Source organism: Streptomyces mesophilus (genome assembly GCF_011044995.1).
GTDB classification, from domain to species: domain Bacteria; phylum Actinomycetota; class Actinomycetes; order Streptomycetales; family Streptomycetaceae; genus Streptomyces; species Streptomyces mesophilus.
This window is the reverse complement of sequence record NZ_JAAKZW010000210.1, coordinates 1-14,864: the sequence shown is the minus strand read 5'-3', so window position 1 is coordinate 14,864 and position 14,864 is coordinate 1. Positions and strand designations below refer to the sequence as shown.

Here is a 14,864-nt window from a genome sequence, read left to right as displayed (position 1 = left end):
TGCGGGCGGTGCGGGCGGTGCGGTGTGGGGAGCGGGCGGCTCGGTGTGCGGCGCGGGCTTGCTCAGGGAGACCTCGGGGTGCGCCGGGGCGGGGAGTTCGGCGCTCGCGTCCAGGAGGGTCCCGCCGTCGTGCGGGCCGGGCGGGGTGGCGCCGATGGTCTCGGCCTCGGGGGCGGTGGACCCGGCGGCAGCGGCCGCCTCTCCTTCACGCCCGGAGACACCGACGGTCTCCGCCTCGGAACCGGAGACGCCGACCGTCTCCGCCTCGGAGGAGGTCTCCACCTCGGACCCCGACAGCGTCCGAGCCTCCGGCTCCGTCTCCGTCTCCGGCTCCGGCGGCCTGGCACCGGAGACGGCGGAGTCGCCCGTGTCCGGAACCGTCCGCTCCGCAGGGGGCGCCCACGGGTCCTGCCGCTCCCGCTCGCCGGGCGTCTGGTCTGCTTGCTCGGACATCGCCGTTCCCTTCACATCCGCACGTCACGCCATGCTACGGCGCCCGCCCCTGGCGGTTTCCGCCCGCCCGATTCCGGGTGCACGGACTCTGCCCGTACCCCCGCACCTACGATGATCCCGACGAGAAATCCCCAGAACCCTGCGGACCGCGTCGCAACAACACCGCAACCCCATCGCATCGCACCGCATCCGGAGGACGCCGTGACCGTGACGGATCTGACCCCCTTCATCGCCGGGCTGCCCAAGGCCGAACTGCACGTGCACCACGTCGGCTCGGCCTCGCCCCGCATCGTCGCGGACCTCGCCGCCCGTCACCCGGACTCAAAGGTGCCCACCGATCCCGAGGCACTCGCGGACTTCTTCACGTTCACGGACTTCGCCCACTTCATCGAGGTCTACCTCGCCGTCGTGGACCTGGTGCGCACCCCCGAGGACGTACGGCTGCTCACCTTCGAGGTGGCCCGCGACATGGCCCGCCAGAACATCCGCTACGCGGAGCTCACGGTCACCCCGTACAGCTCGGTGCGCCGGGGCATCGACGAGCGCGCCTTCATGGAGGCGATCGAGGACGCGCGCAAGGCGGCCGAGTCCGAGTTCGGCACCATCCTGCGCTGGTGCTTCGACATCCCGGGCGAGGCCGGTCTGGAGTCCGCCGAGGTGACCGCACGCCTCGCGACGGACGATGCGCTGCGCCCCGAGGGCCTGGTCTCGTTCGGTCTCGGCGGGCCCGAAATCGGCGTGCCGCGCCCGCAGTTCAAGCCGTACTTCGACCGTGCGCTCGCCGCCGGTCTGCACTCGGTCCCGCACGCGGGCGAGACCACGGGCCCGGGCACCATCTGGGACGCGCTCAACGAGCTCGGCGCCGAACGCATCGGCCACGGCACCAGCTCCACCCAGGACCCGGACCTCCTCAAGCACCTGGCCGAGCACCGCATCCCGCTCGAGGTCTGCCCGACGTCCAACATCGCCACGCGCGCGGTGACCACGCTCGACGAGCACCCCATCAAGGAGATGGCCGAGGCGGGCGTACTCGTCACCATCAACTCCGACGACCCTCCGATGTTCGGCACGGACCTCAACTCCGAGTACGCGGTGGCGGCCCGGCTGCTCGCCCTCGACGAACGGGGCGTCGCGGCCCTGGCGAAGAACGCAGTGGAGGCCTCATTCCTCGACCCGAAGGGCAAGCACCGCATCACCACGGAGATCGACACCTACACGGAGCGGTGGCTCGCCCCGTAAGGGATCGCCCCTGAGAACTCCAGCACGCCGGGCCCCCGCCGCCCCAGGGTCACCCCAGGGGCGGCACCCTCCGCAGCGATGATCCGCCGCGGTCGCATGATCAGCAGGATGAGAGGCGTCAACAAGTGGTGCGCCAACTCGGGTGCGCCAACGGCCTCTTGGAGCTACCCGCATGCGTGCTTCCCTGCGTACGACCGTCGCCGCCGCCCTCGTCCTCGGCCTCGCCGCCGGCGGCACCCTCGCCTCCCCGGCCTTCGCCGACGGCCGGCCCGCGGCCGACACCGCCACCGCCACCGCCACCGCCGCACAGTCCAGCGGTCCGGATGTCGAGGCGCTCGAGACCGCGCTGCGGGGCCTGCCCGACCAGCAGGCCACGGCGGCCCTGATACGGGTCGGGGGCAACGGCACCTGGCAGGGCGTCGCGGGCGTCAGCAATCTGAAGACCGGTGCACCGGCCAGAGACAACGTCCGCTTCCGCGCCGGTTCGACCACGAAGATCGTGACCGCGGCGCTCACCCTGCGGCTGGTCGCGGACGGCACCCTCGACCTGGACGGAACGGTCCAGGAGTACCTGCCGGGCCTGCTGCCCGCGGGCACCTTCGAGCCCATCACCGTACGGCAGTTGCTCAACTACACCAGCGGTCTGAAGCCGGGTGCCGCCCTCGGTGAGACCGACGAGGAGCTGTACGCGAACCGCTTCAAGACGCTGACGCCCCAGGAGGTCCTCGCGGCCTCCGTGGCGGCGGGCCCGCTGCACAAGCCGGGTGAGTACCAGCGGTACTCCAACATCCACTACACGGTGCTCGGCCTGATCATCGAGAAGGTCACCGGTGACACGTTCGCCCATCAGGCGGCCCAGCGGATCTTCCGCCCGCTCGGCATGCGCGACTCGTACTTCCCGGGCTCCGACCCCAGGATCCGCGGCCCGCACCACCGCGGATACCAGGAGCTGAACGGCGAACTCGTCGATGTCACCGAGTGGAACGTGACCGACCGCTTCGCCGCCGGCGACATGATCTCCTCGGCCAGGGACCTGGAGCGTTTCATGGTGGCCCTCTTCCGCGGCCGGATCGTGCCCGAGCCGCAGCTGAAGGAGATGTTCACGCGCCCGTCGGTGGACGACATCGAGACGGGCGAAGCGGCCACCATGGCGGCCGGTCTGCAGCGGTACAAGATCAACGGCAAGGTCGTCTGGGGCAAGACCGGCGCACGGCCCGGCTTCCACACGGTCATCGCCGCGACCCCGGACCTCTCCCGCACGGTCGTCTACTCGGTCAACGCCACCGACGCCCACCGGGACGGCGGCCCCCTGGCGATGCGCTTCGCGTTCCCCGCGTTCAACCAGTGACGGAGCCGTCCGCGGCGCTCATGTCGACCAGCTGCTCGAACACGAACTCGTGCTTCAGGAACGAGACGTCGTACTCGCCGCCCGGATACGGCGGGATCAGCTGGGCGGCCTGGATCAGGCGCCAGCCGTCGAGGAGGGCCGCCACGCCCGTCTCGTACGGGGGTTCGTCGCTGTCGCCCGTGGTCGGGGAGGTGCGGCCGGTTCCGTCGTAGCGGGACCAGCCGACGACCGGGGAGTCGAGGGCCGAGGTGGAGAGGTAGAGGACCAGCACCCGCTGCCGCAGCACGGGAACGGGGGGCGTCGTATCGAGGGTCATGCGGCGTCCTCCTCGGAGCGGGCGGGGGCAGGGGCGGTGGCAGGGGCAGGGTTCTCCACAGCGGGCCTCCCCGCGGCGGGCCTCCCCGCGGCGGGCCTCCCCGCGGCGGGCCTCCCCGCAGCGGGCCGGTTGGTCACACGCGTGACCCACGGGTCGACGAGGTCGAAGGCGGCGTCCCCGGTCAACTCACGCCACAGCAGTACCCGGTTGTACCGCTCCAGGCGGCCCGCGGCCTGCTCGTACCAGGGGAATTGCGCGTCCAGTTCGGTACGCACCCGCGGGTCGTGCAGGTCCGCGGTGTCCCACAGGAGCCGTTGCCGCTCCCGGGGAGCGAAGCGGATCTTGAACATGTAGCGGACGGTGTCGCTGTCGTTGCGCCGGCCCCCGTGCCACAGCCCGTGGTGCAGGAACACCACCGTGCCCGCCGGGCAGACGAGGCGGTCCTGGCCGCGCAGGTTCTGGTAGCGGCCGGTGTCGGTCTCATTGGTCCGCCGCAGATGGCTGCCCGGCACGCTGAGGGTGCCGCCCATCTCAAGGGTCACGTCCTGCGGGTAGTACATGAGCTGGACGTCGAAGGCGTCCTGCCGTACGTCGATGATGGCGTCGGCGTGCAACGGCTGGGCCTCGCCGCCGTGCGGCTCGCGGATGTGCACGGCGTGGTGGTCGATGGCCGGCTCCCCGCCCACCAGGCTGTACAACGCCCCTGCCACCTGCGGAAGTTCGAGCAGCCGCTGAGCGAACGACCCTTGCGCGTACGCCTGGGAGACCGGCGTTCCGTACGGCACGGGCGCCATGCCTCGCGCGAGCACCCGCAGCGCCTCGGCGTTCATCTCGTCCGGCACCACCGCGTCGAGCCGCAGCGAACCGCGCGCCACGAACCGCGCCATCCGGACCGAACTGAGCAGTGCACCGCCCGGATTCTTCGTCACCTCGGTTTCCGTCATGACCCACACGCTAGGAGCGGTCGTACGGAAAGCGGGTGGGTCGCGTTCACCGTCCAGTGGTCGATTCTCACCCTCGCGCCAGGCGCCCCGCTCGCGCTACGCGCCCCTGATGCCCCGCGGCGAAGCCCCGAGCTCGCGGCGGCAGGCCTTGTTGAACGCCTGGAGGTCCGGAATGCCGACCGTGGCGGCGATCGCGGGGATGGACAGGGTGCTGGCCCGCAGCAGGTGCCGGGCCCGCTCCATCCGCCGGGCCCGGACATAGCCGACCACCGTCTGCCCGGTGGCCGTACGGAATAGCCGGGTCAGATGGTTGTGGGAGACGCCGACTTCCTTCGCGATCTCGGACACGGCCAGCGGCTGCGCGAGCCGCTGCTCGATCAGCGCCACCGCGGCGCCCACCGCGGGATGCGGCGCCCGGGCCCCGCGGCCCTGCGGCGGAGCGAGCCCGGCCACCCGCCACAGCGCGGCCCACACCTCGGCCGCCGCCCGCCCGCGTGTCTGCGGCCACGCGGCGAGCGCCTGCCGCAACTGCCCGTCGAGCGCCACCGCCTGGGCCCCCGCGTGCTGCACGGCCGGCACGTCCCGCGGGTCACCGCCCGTACCGAGACGCAGATGGACGTAGAGGTGTTCGGAGCGGCCGCGGTAGTGGTAGCGCACCGGCGTGCCGGGCGGCACGAGACTGACGGAGCCGGGGCGCAGGACGTGCCCGGTGCCGCCCACGGTCAAGTCGGCGGTGTAGTCGTAGAAATGGAACTGCCACAGATCGGGCAGCAGGAAGTCGTCCACCTGCCCGTCCGTACCGTGGACTCCGATCCCGATCGCCACCGGCTCGGGCGGCTCGTCGAGCCGGACGGCAACCGTCTGGACCACGCCCCGCTCCTCCCGCTCAGCCGGCCACAGCCGCCGCCGGGCGGTAGGCCCCGGTCAGCGTCTCGAGCCGCTTGATCCGCCGCCACACCACGTACAACGGAATCACCCCGAACACCCCGAAGGCCATATCGATCACCGACCACCAGACGGGAATCCCCCGGATCGGTCCGCAGATCAGGGCCAGCGGAATGATCCCGGCACAGGCGATCATGCCGAACTCGATCACCCAGATGTTGCGCACCGGATCGCGGTACGGCCCGTAGAACGCCACGGCGATGACGAGGTGGGCGAAGGCCAGCCAGTCGGTGCCGTAGAGCAGGAACGGGTAGTCCGCGTCGGCCGTGTCCAGGCCCTGCCTGACCCGCTCTATCCACTCCATCAGAGCGGGCAGATGGTCACCGACGGACAGCCACCTCAACAGGTCCTCCGTCCAGCGCAGTTCATGCACCAGCGGGAAGGCCGTGGCCCCGCTCAGCACCAGACACACGACGAAGAAGACCAGCCACGCACGGATGCCCTTCAGAAGGGCGGCTCGCTCGCTCATGGCAGGAGCGTACGCCTTCGTTGAACACGTTCAAAAGCAGGGTCCCGACTTCTCGGCCCGCAGGTGGACTCAGCTGTGAGGCGGCGAGCCTGTCGCACCGCACCGGGCGCGATGTCCGCGCTCGGCCTTGTCGTGGTCGGCGTGAAGCTGCTCGCCGCCCACTGAGCGCGGCGGGCGCGCAGTCCACGGCGGATGAGGGCGGCGGACTCAGAGCCCCACGATCCCGTTCCACCGCTTCGACAGCTCCGGCCGCTCCTCGGGCGTGATGTCACGGGCGATCGCCAGGCGGGACCGCATCGCGTCGTCGGGGAAGATGAGCGGGTCCTCGGCGAGGGCCGCCGTCTCCTCGTCCTTGGAGTTCGCCAGGACGTCGCGCGCCGCCGGGACCGGGCAGACGTAGTTGACCCAAGCGGCGAGTTCGGCCGCGACCTCCGGGTCGTAGTAGTGGTCGACGAGGAGTTCCGCGTTGGCCTTGTGCCGGGCCAGGTTGGGGATCATCAGGGATTCCGACCAGAGTTCGGCGCCCTCCTCGGGGATCAGGAACTCGATCTCCGGCTTGTCCGCCTGGAGCTGGATCACATCGCCCGAGTACGCCTGGCAGGCGAGGACGTCGCCGCTCTCCAGGTCCTTGAGGTAGTCGTTGCCGGTGAAGCGCCGGATGTGGCGCGAGTCGACGAGCTTCTCGACCCGGTCGCAGACGTGGTGGAAGTCGTCCGCCTTCCAGCGCGTGATGTCCACGCCTTCGCCCTGCATGAGCAGCGCGAACGCCTCGTCCAGACCGGACAGGAGGGTGACCTTGCCCTTCAGATCGTCCGCCCACAGGTCGGAGACCGAGCGCAGTTCGCGGCCGAGGGCCTTGCGGTTGTACGCAATGCCGGTGATGCCCGACTGCCAGGGCACCGTCGACATACGGCCACGGTCGAAGTGCGGGTCGCGCAGGAGCGGGTCGAGGTACTTGGTGACATTGGGCTGGCGCGAGCGGTCCATCTCCTGGACCCAGCCGAGCCGTACGAAACGGGCGCACATCCAGTCGCTGATGACGATCAGATCCCGGCCGGTCTCCTGCCCGTTGATCAGGGACGGGCTGATCTTGCCGAAGAACTCGTCGTTGTCGTTGATCTCCTCGGTGTAGCGCACGGAGATCCCCGTGCGCTCCTCGAAGGCGGCCAGCGTAGGCCGGAGCGACTCACTCTCGTCGTCGGTGTCGATGTACAGCGGCCAGTTGGCGAAGGTCAGTTTCTTCTCGCGTCCCGAGCGGTCGGACGCGGCCCGGTCCTCGGGCCCGATGTACGCGGCCTGCACCCCGCATCCGGCCAGCGCCCCGAGGGCCGCGCCACCGCCGAGGGCTCGCAGCAGATTCCGGCGGGACAGCGGGCTGAGGCTTCGGTTCGTACGCACCCACGCAGCTTCTCCCGGCCCGTGAGCCCGGGCAATGGACGGGGCGTCGAGCGGTGGGCCCACGACCCGACACCCTGTCCAGCGGCGGCCTCATGACGAGACCGCAGGAAGGTTCACCTCCACGTCCAGACCGCCCTCGGCGCGCGGCCACGCGCGGACCTCTCCCCCGTGTGCCGAGGTCACCGCCGCGACGATGGAAAGACCGAGGCCCTGACCGCTGTCGTTGCCGCGCACCCGGTCGGGGCCGAGGCGGCGGAAGGGCTGGAACAGGCCGGCGACCTGATCGGCCCGGATCACCGGGCCGCTGTTGGAGATCCGCAGGGTGGGGCGTCCGTCCCGCAGGCCGGTGCGCAGGCTGACCCAACTGCCGTCCGGACCGGGAGCGTTATGGCGTACGGCGTTGTCGCGGAGGTTGGTGACGAGGCGCTCCAGGAGCTGGGCGTCGCCCAGGACCGGTGCCGCGTCGAGCTCGGTCTCCACCCGGAGGCCGTCGCCCGTGGGCAGCAGCCCCTGCACCAACAGGGCCAGATCCACGTACTCCTCACGCTGCAGCCCGCGCTGGCTGCGCGCAAGGGTGAGCAGGGCGTCGATGAGGCGCTCCTGCTGACACCCGGCCGAGCGGACCCGGCCGAGCGCGTCGCGCAGGGCTTCCCGGTCCGCGCCGGGGTCCGAGAGCGTGATGTCGATGACGGCCTGCTGGAGCGTGAGCGGGGTGCGCAGTTCGTGCGAGGCGTTGGCGACGAACTGGCGCTGGGCCGCGAAGGAGTCCTCGAGGCGGGCGAGCAGATCGTCGAAGGTGTCGGCGAGCGCCTTGAGTTCGTCGTCCGGGCCGCGGACCGCGAGCCGCTCGTGCAGGTTGTCCGCGGAGATGCGGCGGGCGCCCGCGGTCATGGTGCGCAGGGGTGAGAGCACGCGTCCGGCGATCAGCCAGCCGAGCAGCAGGGACGCGGCGGCCATGACGGCGAGGGCGAAGGCCGACTGGACGAGCAGATCGTCGAGCTGGTCGTCGCGGGCGCCCGCGACCTCTTTCTCGACGACCTTGTGCAGCCCTTTCTCGGTGGCCGGAAGACCTTCGAGCAACTTCGGCATCTGCACCGAGGAGTGCATCGCGTCGGCGGCCGAAGCCTGGGAGACCAGGACGTACGTGATGGCGAGCAGCAGCGTGCCCGCGACGATGAACAGGCCGCTGTAGAGCAGGGTCAGCCGCCAGCGGATGGTGCGCGGGAGCGCGCCCCGTACAGATCTCACAGCCGGTACCCCGCCCGCTCCACGGTCTCGATCACCTGCGGTTCGCCGAGTTTGCGGCGCAGTCTGCTGACCGTGACCTTCACGGTCTGGCTGAACGGGTCCGCCGCCTCGTCCCAGGCCCGTTCGAGGAGCTCCTCGGCGGAGACCACGGCCCCCTGCGCACCCATCAGGAGCTCGAGGACGGCGAACTCCTTGGGGCTGAGCGCCAGTTCCCTGCCCTGCCGGCTCGCGGTGCGCCGGGCCGGATCGAGCCGCAGCTCGCCGCGGATCAGGACCGGCGGGAGTGCGGGCTGGGCGCGGCGGGCCAAGGCGCGGATCCGGGCGACCAGTTCGGCGAACGCGAAGGGCTTGGCCAGATAGTCGTCGGCCCCGAGCGCGAGCCCTTCCACCCGGTCGGCGACCCGCCCGGACGCGGTGAGCATCAGGACGCGGGCCCGGCTGCCGCCCCGGATCAGCGCGGCGCACACCTCGTCGCCGTGCAGGGCGGGCAGGTCACGGTCGAGGACGACCACGTCGTACCCGTTGACCTCGGCCCGCTCGAGGGCGGTGAGCCCGTCGAAGGCGAGGTCGACCGCGATGCCTTCGCGGCGCAGTCCCCCGGCGACCGTCTCGGCCAGCTCCACATGGTCGTCGACCACCAGCACGCGCATGTCCGCAGTGTCGCGGCGGGGCGGTTACGGGGGCGTAAGTGAGGAGCGCGTAAGGAACTGCTGGTCAGCGCCGGGACGTTGGCGCTGTTCCCGTGCTGTAACCGGCTGCGGGGTCTGCTGGGTGCGTCACCCGCTCCTGAAGCGTCACCGGCTCCTCAAGGAGGACCCCATGGACACGCCGCCCGTACCGCCCATGCCGCAGCACCCGCCGACTCCGCCCGAGCTTCCGGCACGCTCCAGGACACGGCGGTTGGTCGCGGCGGGCGCGCTCCTTTCGGCGATGGCGCTCGGCACCGTCTTCTCCGTGCAGGCCATGGCGTCCGACGGCTCCGACACCCCGCCGGGATACGAACGTCCGAATCCGCCCGCGAAGGACAAGGAGCACGGGTCCGGCTTCAAAATGGTGATGATGCTCAAGAGCGGCGACGTCGCCAAGGTGAAGCAGGGCGCCGCGGACTTCTCGGAGTGCATGCGCGAGAACGGGGTGAAGGGCTTCCCCGAGTTCACGGTCTCGGCTGCTGAAAACGGCGGCGTACGGCTCGAACTGGACGGCACCGGCAAGCAGTTCGACCCGCACTCGAAGGCGCACAAGAAGGCGCACGCCATCTGCGCACCGATCATGGAGAAGGCGGGCGCACCCCTGCCCGACGAGCCCGCACCTCCGCACAAGCCGGGCGGACCGGGCGGACCGGGCGGACCGGGCGGACCGGGCAGGCACGACATGCACAAGGGACCCATGCTGCATGGGGAGCTGCACGACGAGCTGCACGACGACGCAAGGCCGGGCACCAAGGAGAGCGCCTGACGCCGAAGGGCGGCCCCGCACCTCGCGGGACCGCCCTTCACGTCAGTGCCCGGGCTGTCAGCCCAGCGACGTCATCACGTGCTTGATACGGGTGTAGTCGTCGAACCCGTACGCCGAGAGGTCCTTGCCGTAACCGGACTTCTTGAAGCCGCCGTGCGGCATCTCGGCGACCAGCGGGATGTGGGTGTTGATCCACACACAGCCGAAGTCGAGGACCTTGGACATACGCATCGCGCGCGCGTGGTCCTTGGTCCACACCGAGGAGGCGAGGGCGAACTCGACGCCGTTCGCGTACTCGACGGCCTGCTCCTCGGAGGAGAAGGACTGGACGGTGATGACCGGCCCGAACACCTCGTTCTGGATGATCTCGTCGTCCTGCTTGAGGCCCGAGACGACGGTCGGCGCGTAGAAGTAGCCCTTCTCGCCGACCCGGTGGCCGCCCGCCTCGACCCGCGCGTGCGCCGGGAGACGGTCGATGAAGCCGGTGACCTGGGCGAGCTGGTTGGGGTTGTTCAGCGGACCGTAGAGCACGTCCTCGTCGTCCGGCATACCGGTCTTGGTGTCGGCCGCCGCCTTGGCGAGGGCGGTCACGAACTCGTCGTGGATGGACTCGTGCACGAGCACACGGGTCGCGGCGGTGCAGTCCTGGCCGGCGTTGAAGAAGCCCGCGACCGAGATGTCCTCGACGGCCTTGGCGAGGTCGGTGTCCTCGAAGACCACGACGGGCGCCTTGCCGCCGAGCTCCAGGTGGACGCGCTTGAGGTCCTTGGACGCGGACTCGGCGACCTGCATGCCGGCGCGCACGGAGCCGGTGATGGAGGCCATCGCGGGCGTCTTGTGCTCGACCATCAGGCGACCGGTGTCACGGTCGCCGGCGATGACGTTGAAGACGCCCTTCGGCACGATCGAGCCGATGATCTCAGCCATCAGGACGGTCGACGCGGGGGTCGTGTCCGAGGGCTTGAGGACGACGGTGTTGCCCGCGGCCAGCGCCGGGGCGAACTTCCAGACGCCCATCATCATCGGGTAGTTCCACGGCGCGACCTGCGCGCAGACACCGATCGGCTCACGGCGCACGATCGAGGTCAGACCCTCCATGTACTCGCCGGCCGCACGGCCTTCGAGCATCCGGGCCGCGCCCGCGAAGAAGCGGATCTGGTCCACCATCGGCGGGATCTCTTCGTCACGGGTCAGACCGATCGGCTTGCCGGTGTTCTCGACCTCGGCCGCGATCAGCTCCTCGGCCCGCTCCTCGAAGGCGTCGGCGATCTTCAGGAGGTACTTCTGGCGCTCGGCCGGTACGAGGTCGCGCCACGCGGGGAACGCGGCCGCGGCCGCCTCCATCGCGGCGTCGACGTCGGCCTGGCCCGACAGCGGCGCCGTCGCGTACGCCTCGCCCGTGGCCGGGTTCACGACCTCGGTGGTGCGGCCGTCGGCCGCGTCCCGGAATTCGCCGTTGATGTAGTTCCGCAGACGACGCAGTTCGGTGCTCACTGCCCGGCCTCCCATGGTGGTGCTTGCCTGTCCAGTACGTGAGACCACCACCCTAGTCCGACGACCGACGCTTTCGACATACCTCTCAGGTCACAACTACGGAATCCGCGCGATCGACACCCTCAAACAACGAATTTCATCGCTCGGCACTTGCAAGACCGACGACCTGTCCTGCACAGTGGGGCCGTGGCCAGTCGCAGCGCAGAAAACAGATCGGCACCCACGCCGAACGGCGTCGACGCCGTCTCCCTGGCGATCATCGAGCAGCTACAGCAGGACGGACGCCGCCCGTACGCCGCCATCGGCAAGGCCGTGGGCCTGTCCGAGGCAGCCGTACGGCAGCGGGTGCAGAAACTGCTCGACCAAGGCGTGATGCAGATCGTCGCCGTCACCGACCCGCTCACCGTGGGCTTCCGGCGGCAGGCGATGCTCGGCATCAACGTCGAGGGAGACCTCGACCCGGTCGCCGAAGCACTGACGGCCATGGACGAAGTCGAGTACGTGGTGCTCACCGCGGGGTCCTTCGACCTGCTCGCGGAAGTCGTCTGCGAGGACGACGACCACCTGCTCGAAGTCATCAGCAAGCGCATCCGCGTCCTTCCCGGCGTGCGCTCCACCGAGAGCTTCGTCTACCTCAAGCTCAAGAAGCAGACCTACCAATGGGGATCCCGATAACCATGGGCCAAGGCACCAAGGACCTCTCCAAGACCGCCTACGACCACCTGTGGATGCACTTCACCAGGATGTCGTCGTACGAGAACGCGCCCGTGCCGACGATCGTGCGCGGCGAAGGCACTTACATCTACGACGACAAGGGCAAGCGCTACCTCGACGGGCTCGCGGGCCTGTTCGTGGTCAACGCGGGCCACGGGCGCGTGGAGCTGGCCGAGACCGCGTTCAAGCAGGCGCAGGAGCTCGCCTTCTTCCCGGTCTGGTCGTACGCCCACCCCAAGGCCGTCGAGCTGGCGGAGCGTCTGGCCCACCACGCTCCCGGCGACCTGAACAAGGTCTTCTTCACCACCGGCGGCGGTGAAGCGGTCGAGACCGCATGGAAGCTCGCCAAGCAGTACTTCAAGCTCAAGGGCAAGCACACCAAGTACAAGGTCATCTCGCGTGCGGTCGCCTACCACGGCACCCCGCAGGGCGCCCTGTCCATCACCGGACTCCCGGCCCTGAAGGCCCCGTTCGAGCCGCTGGTCCCCGGCGCGCACAAGGTACCGAACACCAACATCTACCGCGCCCCGATCCACGGCGACGACCCCGAGGCCTTCGGCCGCTGGGCCGCCGACCAGATCGAGCAGGAGATCCTCTTCGAGGGTCCCGACACCGTCGCGGCCGTCTTCCTGGAGCCGGTGCAGAACGCCGGCGGCTGCTTCCCGCCGCCGCCCGGCTACTTCCAGCGCGTCCGCGAAATCTGCGACCAGTACGACGTGTTGCTGGTCTCGGACGAGGTCATCTGCGCCTTCGGCCGGCTCGGCACGATGTTCGCGTGCGACAAGTTCGGCTACGTACCGGACATGATCACCTGCGCCAAGGGCATGACCTCGGGCTACTCCCCGATCGGCGCGTGCATCATCTCCGACAAGATCGCCGAGCCGTTCTACAAGGGTGACAACACCTTCCTGCACGGCTACACCTTCGGCGGCCACCCGGTCTCCGCGGCCGTCGGCCTCGCCAATCTCGACATCTTCGAGAAGGAGAAGCTGAACCAGCACGTCCTCGACAACGAGGGCGCGTTCAAGGCCACCCTGGAGAAGCTGCACGACCTGCCGATCGTCGGCGACGTCCGCGGCAACGGGTTCTTCTACGGCATCGAGCTCGTCAAGGACAAGGTCACCAAGGAGTCCTTCACGGACGAGGAGACCGAGCGCGTCCTGTACGGGTTCCTCTCCAAGGCCCTGTACGACAACGGTCTTTACTGCCGCGCCGACGACCGTGGCGACCCGGTCATCCAGCTCGCGCCGCCGCTGATCGCCGACCAGTCGACCTTCGACGAGATCGAGCAGATCCTGCGCACCGTGCTCACGGAGGCGTGGACCAAGCTGTAGGACCCGCTGCACGACCCGCTCTTCGGCCCGGGTGCCCCGTTCGAGTGAGAACAGGGGTGCCCGGGCCGCGCGTTATCTGCTATGTCCTGGTTCGTCCCTACGGTTCGTGTGACCGATCGGCCGCAGGCCTCGTTCCCCCTTATGGGGTACGGGACTTAGCGGCCCTTCACCCCGGCCGCAGACGACAGAACCGAGGTGTACGCCATGGTGGCCCCGCCGGACAACAACGTGCTCTGGGCCCGCGCCCTGCACGTCTCGCACAACGGCTCACCCGCCCTCACCGGCGTCTCCGTGGAGGTGCGCGAGGGCGAGATCCTCGCCGTCGGCGGTCCGCGCGGCTGCGGCAAGACGACCCTGCTCCAGTGCCTGTCAGGACAGCTGGTTCCGCAGCAGGGCGAGGTCTGGTTCAACTCGACGCCGGTGCACACCATGGGCCCTCTCGTACGGGAGCGGCTGCGGCGCGACCGCTTCGGCTGGATCGACCCCGAGCCGGCGCTCGTGCCCGAGCTGACCGCGTGGGAGAACGTCGCGCTGCCGCTGATGCTGCGCAAGGTGCCCAACCGCCCGGCCCGCAAGGCCGCTTCGGAGTGGCTGGAGCGCCTCGACATCGGCGCCTGCGCACGTAAGCGCCCGCACGCCCTGCTCCAGGCCGAACGGCAGCGCGTGGCGATCGCCCGCGCCCTGGTCACCGAGCCGACCGTGCTCTTCGCCGACGAGCCCACCGCTCCCCTGCACCGCGCCGACCGCGCCCAGGTCCTGCGTACGCTGACGACGGCGGCGCGCTCGCACGGCATCACGGTGGTGCTCGCCACGCACGACGCCGAGGTGGCCACGCTCGCCGACCGTACGGTGCAGCTGCTCGACGGGCGCAGGGTCAACTCGCTGCGGATGCCCGGGCCTTCGTCCGGTCTCCTCGCGGCTCCGGCCGCTGCCGCGACCCCGGCCGGCCCCTCCGCGGAAGGGACGGCGTGCTCGCTCTCCGTCTAGCCCGCGGCGCCCACCCTGTCGTCCTGCTCCGCCGGCTCGCGGTCGCGGCCGCCGCCGGCGGCACGGGCTTTCTGCTCCTGTGCACGATGGGCTATGCCCTCGGCCACCCCGACGCGGGCCGCGCCTCGGTGCTGCGCCTGTTGTGGTGTCTGCCGCCGCTCGCCGCGACCGTGCAGCTCGCGGTGGCCGTCGCCCGCACCGATCCCGGCACCCGCCCGCATCAGGGCCTCTCCGCGGTGGGCCTCGGCCCCAACCGGCTGATGATCCTCGCGGCGGTGAACACCCTGGTGTCCTGCACGCTCGGCTCGATGCTCGCGCTGCTGTTCTTCCTGCATCTGCGGGGAGATCTGACCGGCCTCCCGATGGACGGCGACGCGGCCGAACTCCTGGGCGCGGGCCAGCCGTTGCCGCTCGCCGCGGTCCTCACCCTGCTCGCCCTCGTGCCGCTCGCGGCCTCCGTCGCGGCCGCCGTCGTGCTGCGCCCGCGTCGGCTGCGCCCCGGCGACGAACGCGACCACGC

14 protein-coding genes and 2 pseudogenes are annotated in these 14,864 nt (G+C 70.4%); 7 read left to right on the top strand and 9 right to left on the bottom strand.

Going from position 1 to position 14,864, the window contains the following annotated elements; genetic code table 11:
* Positions 1–453: pseudogene (locus tag G6045_RS32595) on the bottom strand (hypothetical protein); the annotation flags it as partial.
* Between the two features lie 207 nt (positions 454–660).
* Between G6045_RS32595 and G6045_RS32590 the strand changes: the two are divergent.
* Together G6045_RS32590 and G6045_RS32585 are read left to right on the top strand one after the other, a co-directional pair.
* Positions 661–1,692: an adenosine deaminase gene (locus G6045_RS32590; protein WP_328707985.1), complete on the top strand. Its 1,032-nt coding sequence runs from the start codon at positions 661–663 to the stop codon at positions 1,690–1,692.
* A 172-nt stretch (positions 1,693–1,864) separates the two neighbouring features.
* Positions 1,865–3,040, top strand: coding sequence for a serine hydrolase domain-containing protein (locus tag G6045_RS32585; RefSeq protein WP_165335776.1), 1,176 nt, complete (start codon positions 1,865–1,867; stop codon positions 3,038–3,040).
* On the opposite strand, the gene G6045_RS32580 is transcribed toward G6045_RS32585, so the two are convergent.
* The 7 genes from G6045_RS32580 to G6045_RS32550 form a co-directional block, all read right to left on the bottom strand.
* On the bottom strand, positions 3,030–3,356 hold the full coding sequence (locus tag G6045_RS32580) for a hypothetical protein (RefSeq protein ID WP_165335775.1): 327 nt from the start codon (positions 3,354–3,356) through the stop codon (positions 3,030–3,032). The two genes, G6045_RS32585 and G6045_RS32580, sit on opposite strands and share 11 nt — an antisense overlap.
* The gene (locus G6045_RS32575) at positions 3,353–4,300 is read right to left on the bottom strand and encodes a phytanoyl-CoA dioxygenase family protein (protein WP_206344485.1); all 948 of its coding nucleotides are present in this window, start codon (positions 4,298–4,300) and stop codon (positions 3,353–3,355) included. Before G6045_RS32575 ends, G6045_RS32580 begins: the two co-directional genes overlap by 4 nt.
* Before the next feature lie 96 nt (positions 4,301–4,396).
* Positions 4,397–5,170, bottom strand: coding sequence for an AraC family transcriptional regulator (locus G6045_RS32570; RefSeq protein WP_165335774.1), 774 nt, complete (start codon positions 5,168–5,170; stop codon positions 4,397–4,399).
* A gap of 16 nt (positions 5,171–5,186) precedes the next feature.
* Positions 5,187–5,714, bottom strand: a complete 528-nt coding sequence (locus G6045_RS32565) for a hypothetical protein (protein ID WP_165335773.1) — start codon at positions 5,712–5,714, stop codon at positions 5,187–5,189.
* 207 nt (positions 5,715–5,921) lie between these two features.
* The gene (locus G6045_RS32560) at positions 5,922–7,112 is read right to left on the bottom strand and encodes an ABC transporter substrate-binding protein (protein WP_165335772.1); all 1,191 of its coding nucleotides are present in this window, start codon (positions 7,110–7,112) and stop codon (positions 5,922–5,924) included.
* A gap of 90 nt (positions 7,113–7,202) precedes the next feature.
* Complete coding sequence (locus tag G6045_RS32555) at positions 7,203–8,360, bottom strand: sensor histidine kinase (RefSeq protein WP_165335771.1); 1,158 nt, start codon at positions 8,358–8,360, stop codon at positions 7,203–7,205.
* Complete coding sequence (locus G6045_RS32550) at positions 8,357–9,010, bottom strand: response regulator transcription factor (RefSeq protein WP_165335770.1); 654 nt, start codon at positions 9,008–9,010, stop codon at positions 8,357–8,359. Before G6045_RS32550 ends, G6045_RS32555 begins: the two co-directional genes overlap by 4 nt.
* A gap of 169 nt (positions 9,011–9,179) precedes the next feature.
* Here G6045_RS32550 and G6045_RS32545 point away from each other — a divergent pair, with 169 nt between their 5' ends.
* Positions 9,180–9,815 carry a hypothetical protein gene (locus G6045_RS32545; RefSeq protein WP_165335769.1) on the top strand — a complete coding sequence of 212 codons (636 nt, stop codon included), beginning with the start codon at positions 9,180–9,182 and terminating at the stop codon, positions 9,813–9,815.
* Between the two features lie 57 nt (positions 9,816–9,872).
* On the opposite strand, the gene G6045_RS32540 is transcribed toward G6045_RS32545, so the two are convergent.
* Positions 9,873–11,309 (bottom strand): gamma-aminobutyraldehyde dehydrogenase, encoded by a 1,437-nt coding sequence (locus tag G6045_RS32540; protein WP_165335768.1) that lies wholly within the window; start codon positions 11,307–11,309, stop codon positions 9,873–9,875.
* 186 nt (positions 11,310–11,495) lie between these two features.
* Here G6045_RS32540 and G6045_RS32535 point away from each other — a divergent pair, with 186 nt between their 5' ends.
* The 4 genes and pseudogenes from G6045_RS32535 to G6045_RS32520 all read left to right on the top strand — a co-directional run.
* Positions 11,496–11,984 carry an Lrp/AsnC family transcriptional regulator gene (locus tag G6045_RS32535; protein ID WP_328707984.1) on the top strand — a complete coding sequence of 163 codons (489 nt, stop codon included), beginning with the start codon at positions 11,496–11,498 and terminating at the stop codon, positions 11,982–11,984.
* 2 nt (positions 11,985–11,986) lie between these two features.
* The gene (locus G6045_RS32530) at positions 11,987–13,357 is read left to right on the top strand and encodes an aspartate aminotransferase family protein (RefSeq protein ID WP_408056387.1); all 1,371 of its coding nucleotides are present in this window, start codon (positions 11,987–11,989) and stop codon (positions 13,355–13,357) included.
* A gap of 204 nt (positions 13,358–13,561) precedes the next feature.
* Positions 13,562–14,344 carry an ABC transporter ATP-binding protein gene (locus G6045_RS32525; RefSeq protein WP_165335766.1) on the top strand — a complete coding sequence of 261 codons (783 nt, stop codon included), beginning with the start codon at positions 13,562–13,564 and terminating at the stop codon, positions 14,342–14,344.
* Positions 14,326–14,864 (top strand): annotated as a pseudogene (locus G6045_RS32520) (hypothetical protein); the annotation flags it as partial. The gene G6045_RS32525 and the pseudogene G6045_RS32520, both read left to right, overlap by 19 nt.

Bases quoted from the DNA above. Each gene is read 5' to 3' on its own strand.
- G6045_RS32585 (WP_165335776.1), top strand. From the start codon at position 1,865: ATGCGTGCTTCCCTGCGTACGACCGTCGCCGCCGCCCTCGTCCTCGGC.
- G6045_RS32580 (WP_165335775.1), bottom strand. From the start codon at position 3,356: ATGACCCTCGATACGACGCCCCCCGTTCCCGTGCTGCGGCAGCGGGTG.
- G6045_RS32575 (WP_206344485.1), bottom strand. From the start codon at position 4,300: ATGACGGAAACCGAGGTGACGAAGAATCCGGGCGGTGCACTGCTCAGT.
- G6045_RS32565 (WP_165335773.1), bottom strand. From the start codon at position 5,714: ATGAGCGAGCGAGCCGCCCTTCTGAAGGGCATCCGTGCGTGGCTGGTC.
- G6045_RS32550 (WP_165335770.1), bottom strand. From the start codon at position 9,010: ATGCGCGTGCTGGTGGTCGACGACCATGTGGAGCTGGCCGAGACGGTC.
- G6045_RS32545 (WP_165335769.1), top strand. From the start codon at position 9,180: ATGGACACGCCGCCCGTACCGCCCATGCCGCAGCACCCGCCGACTCCG.
- G6045_RS32530 (WP_408056387.1), top strand. From the start codon at position 11,987: ATGGGCCAAGGCACCAAGGACCTCTCCAAGACCGCCTACGACCACCTG.
- G6045_RS32525 (WP_165335766.1), top strand. From the start codon at position 13,562: ATGGTGGCCCCGCCGGACAACAACGTGCTCTGGGCCCGCGCCCTGCAC.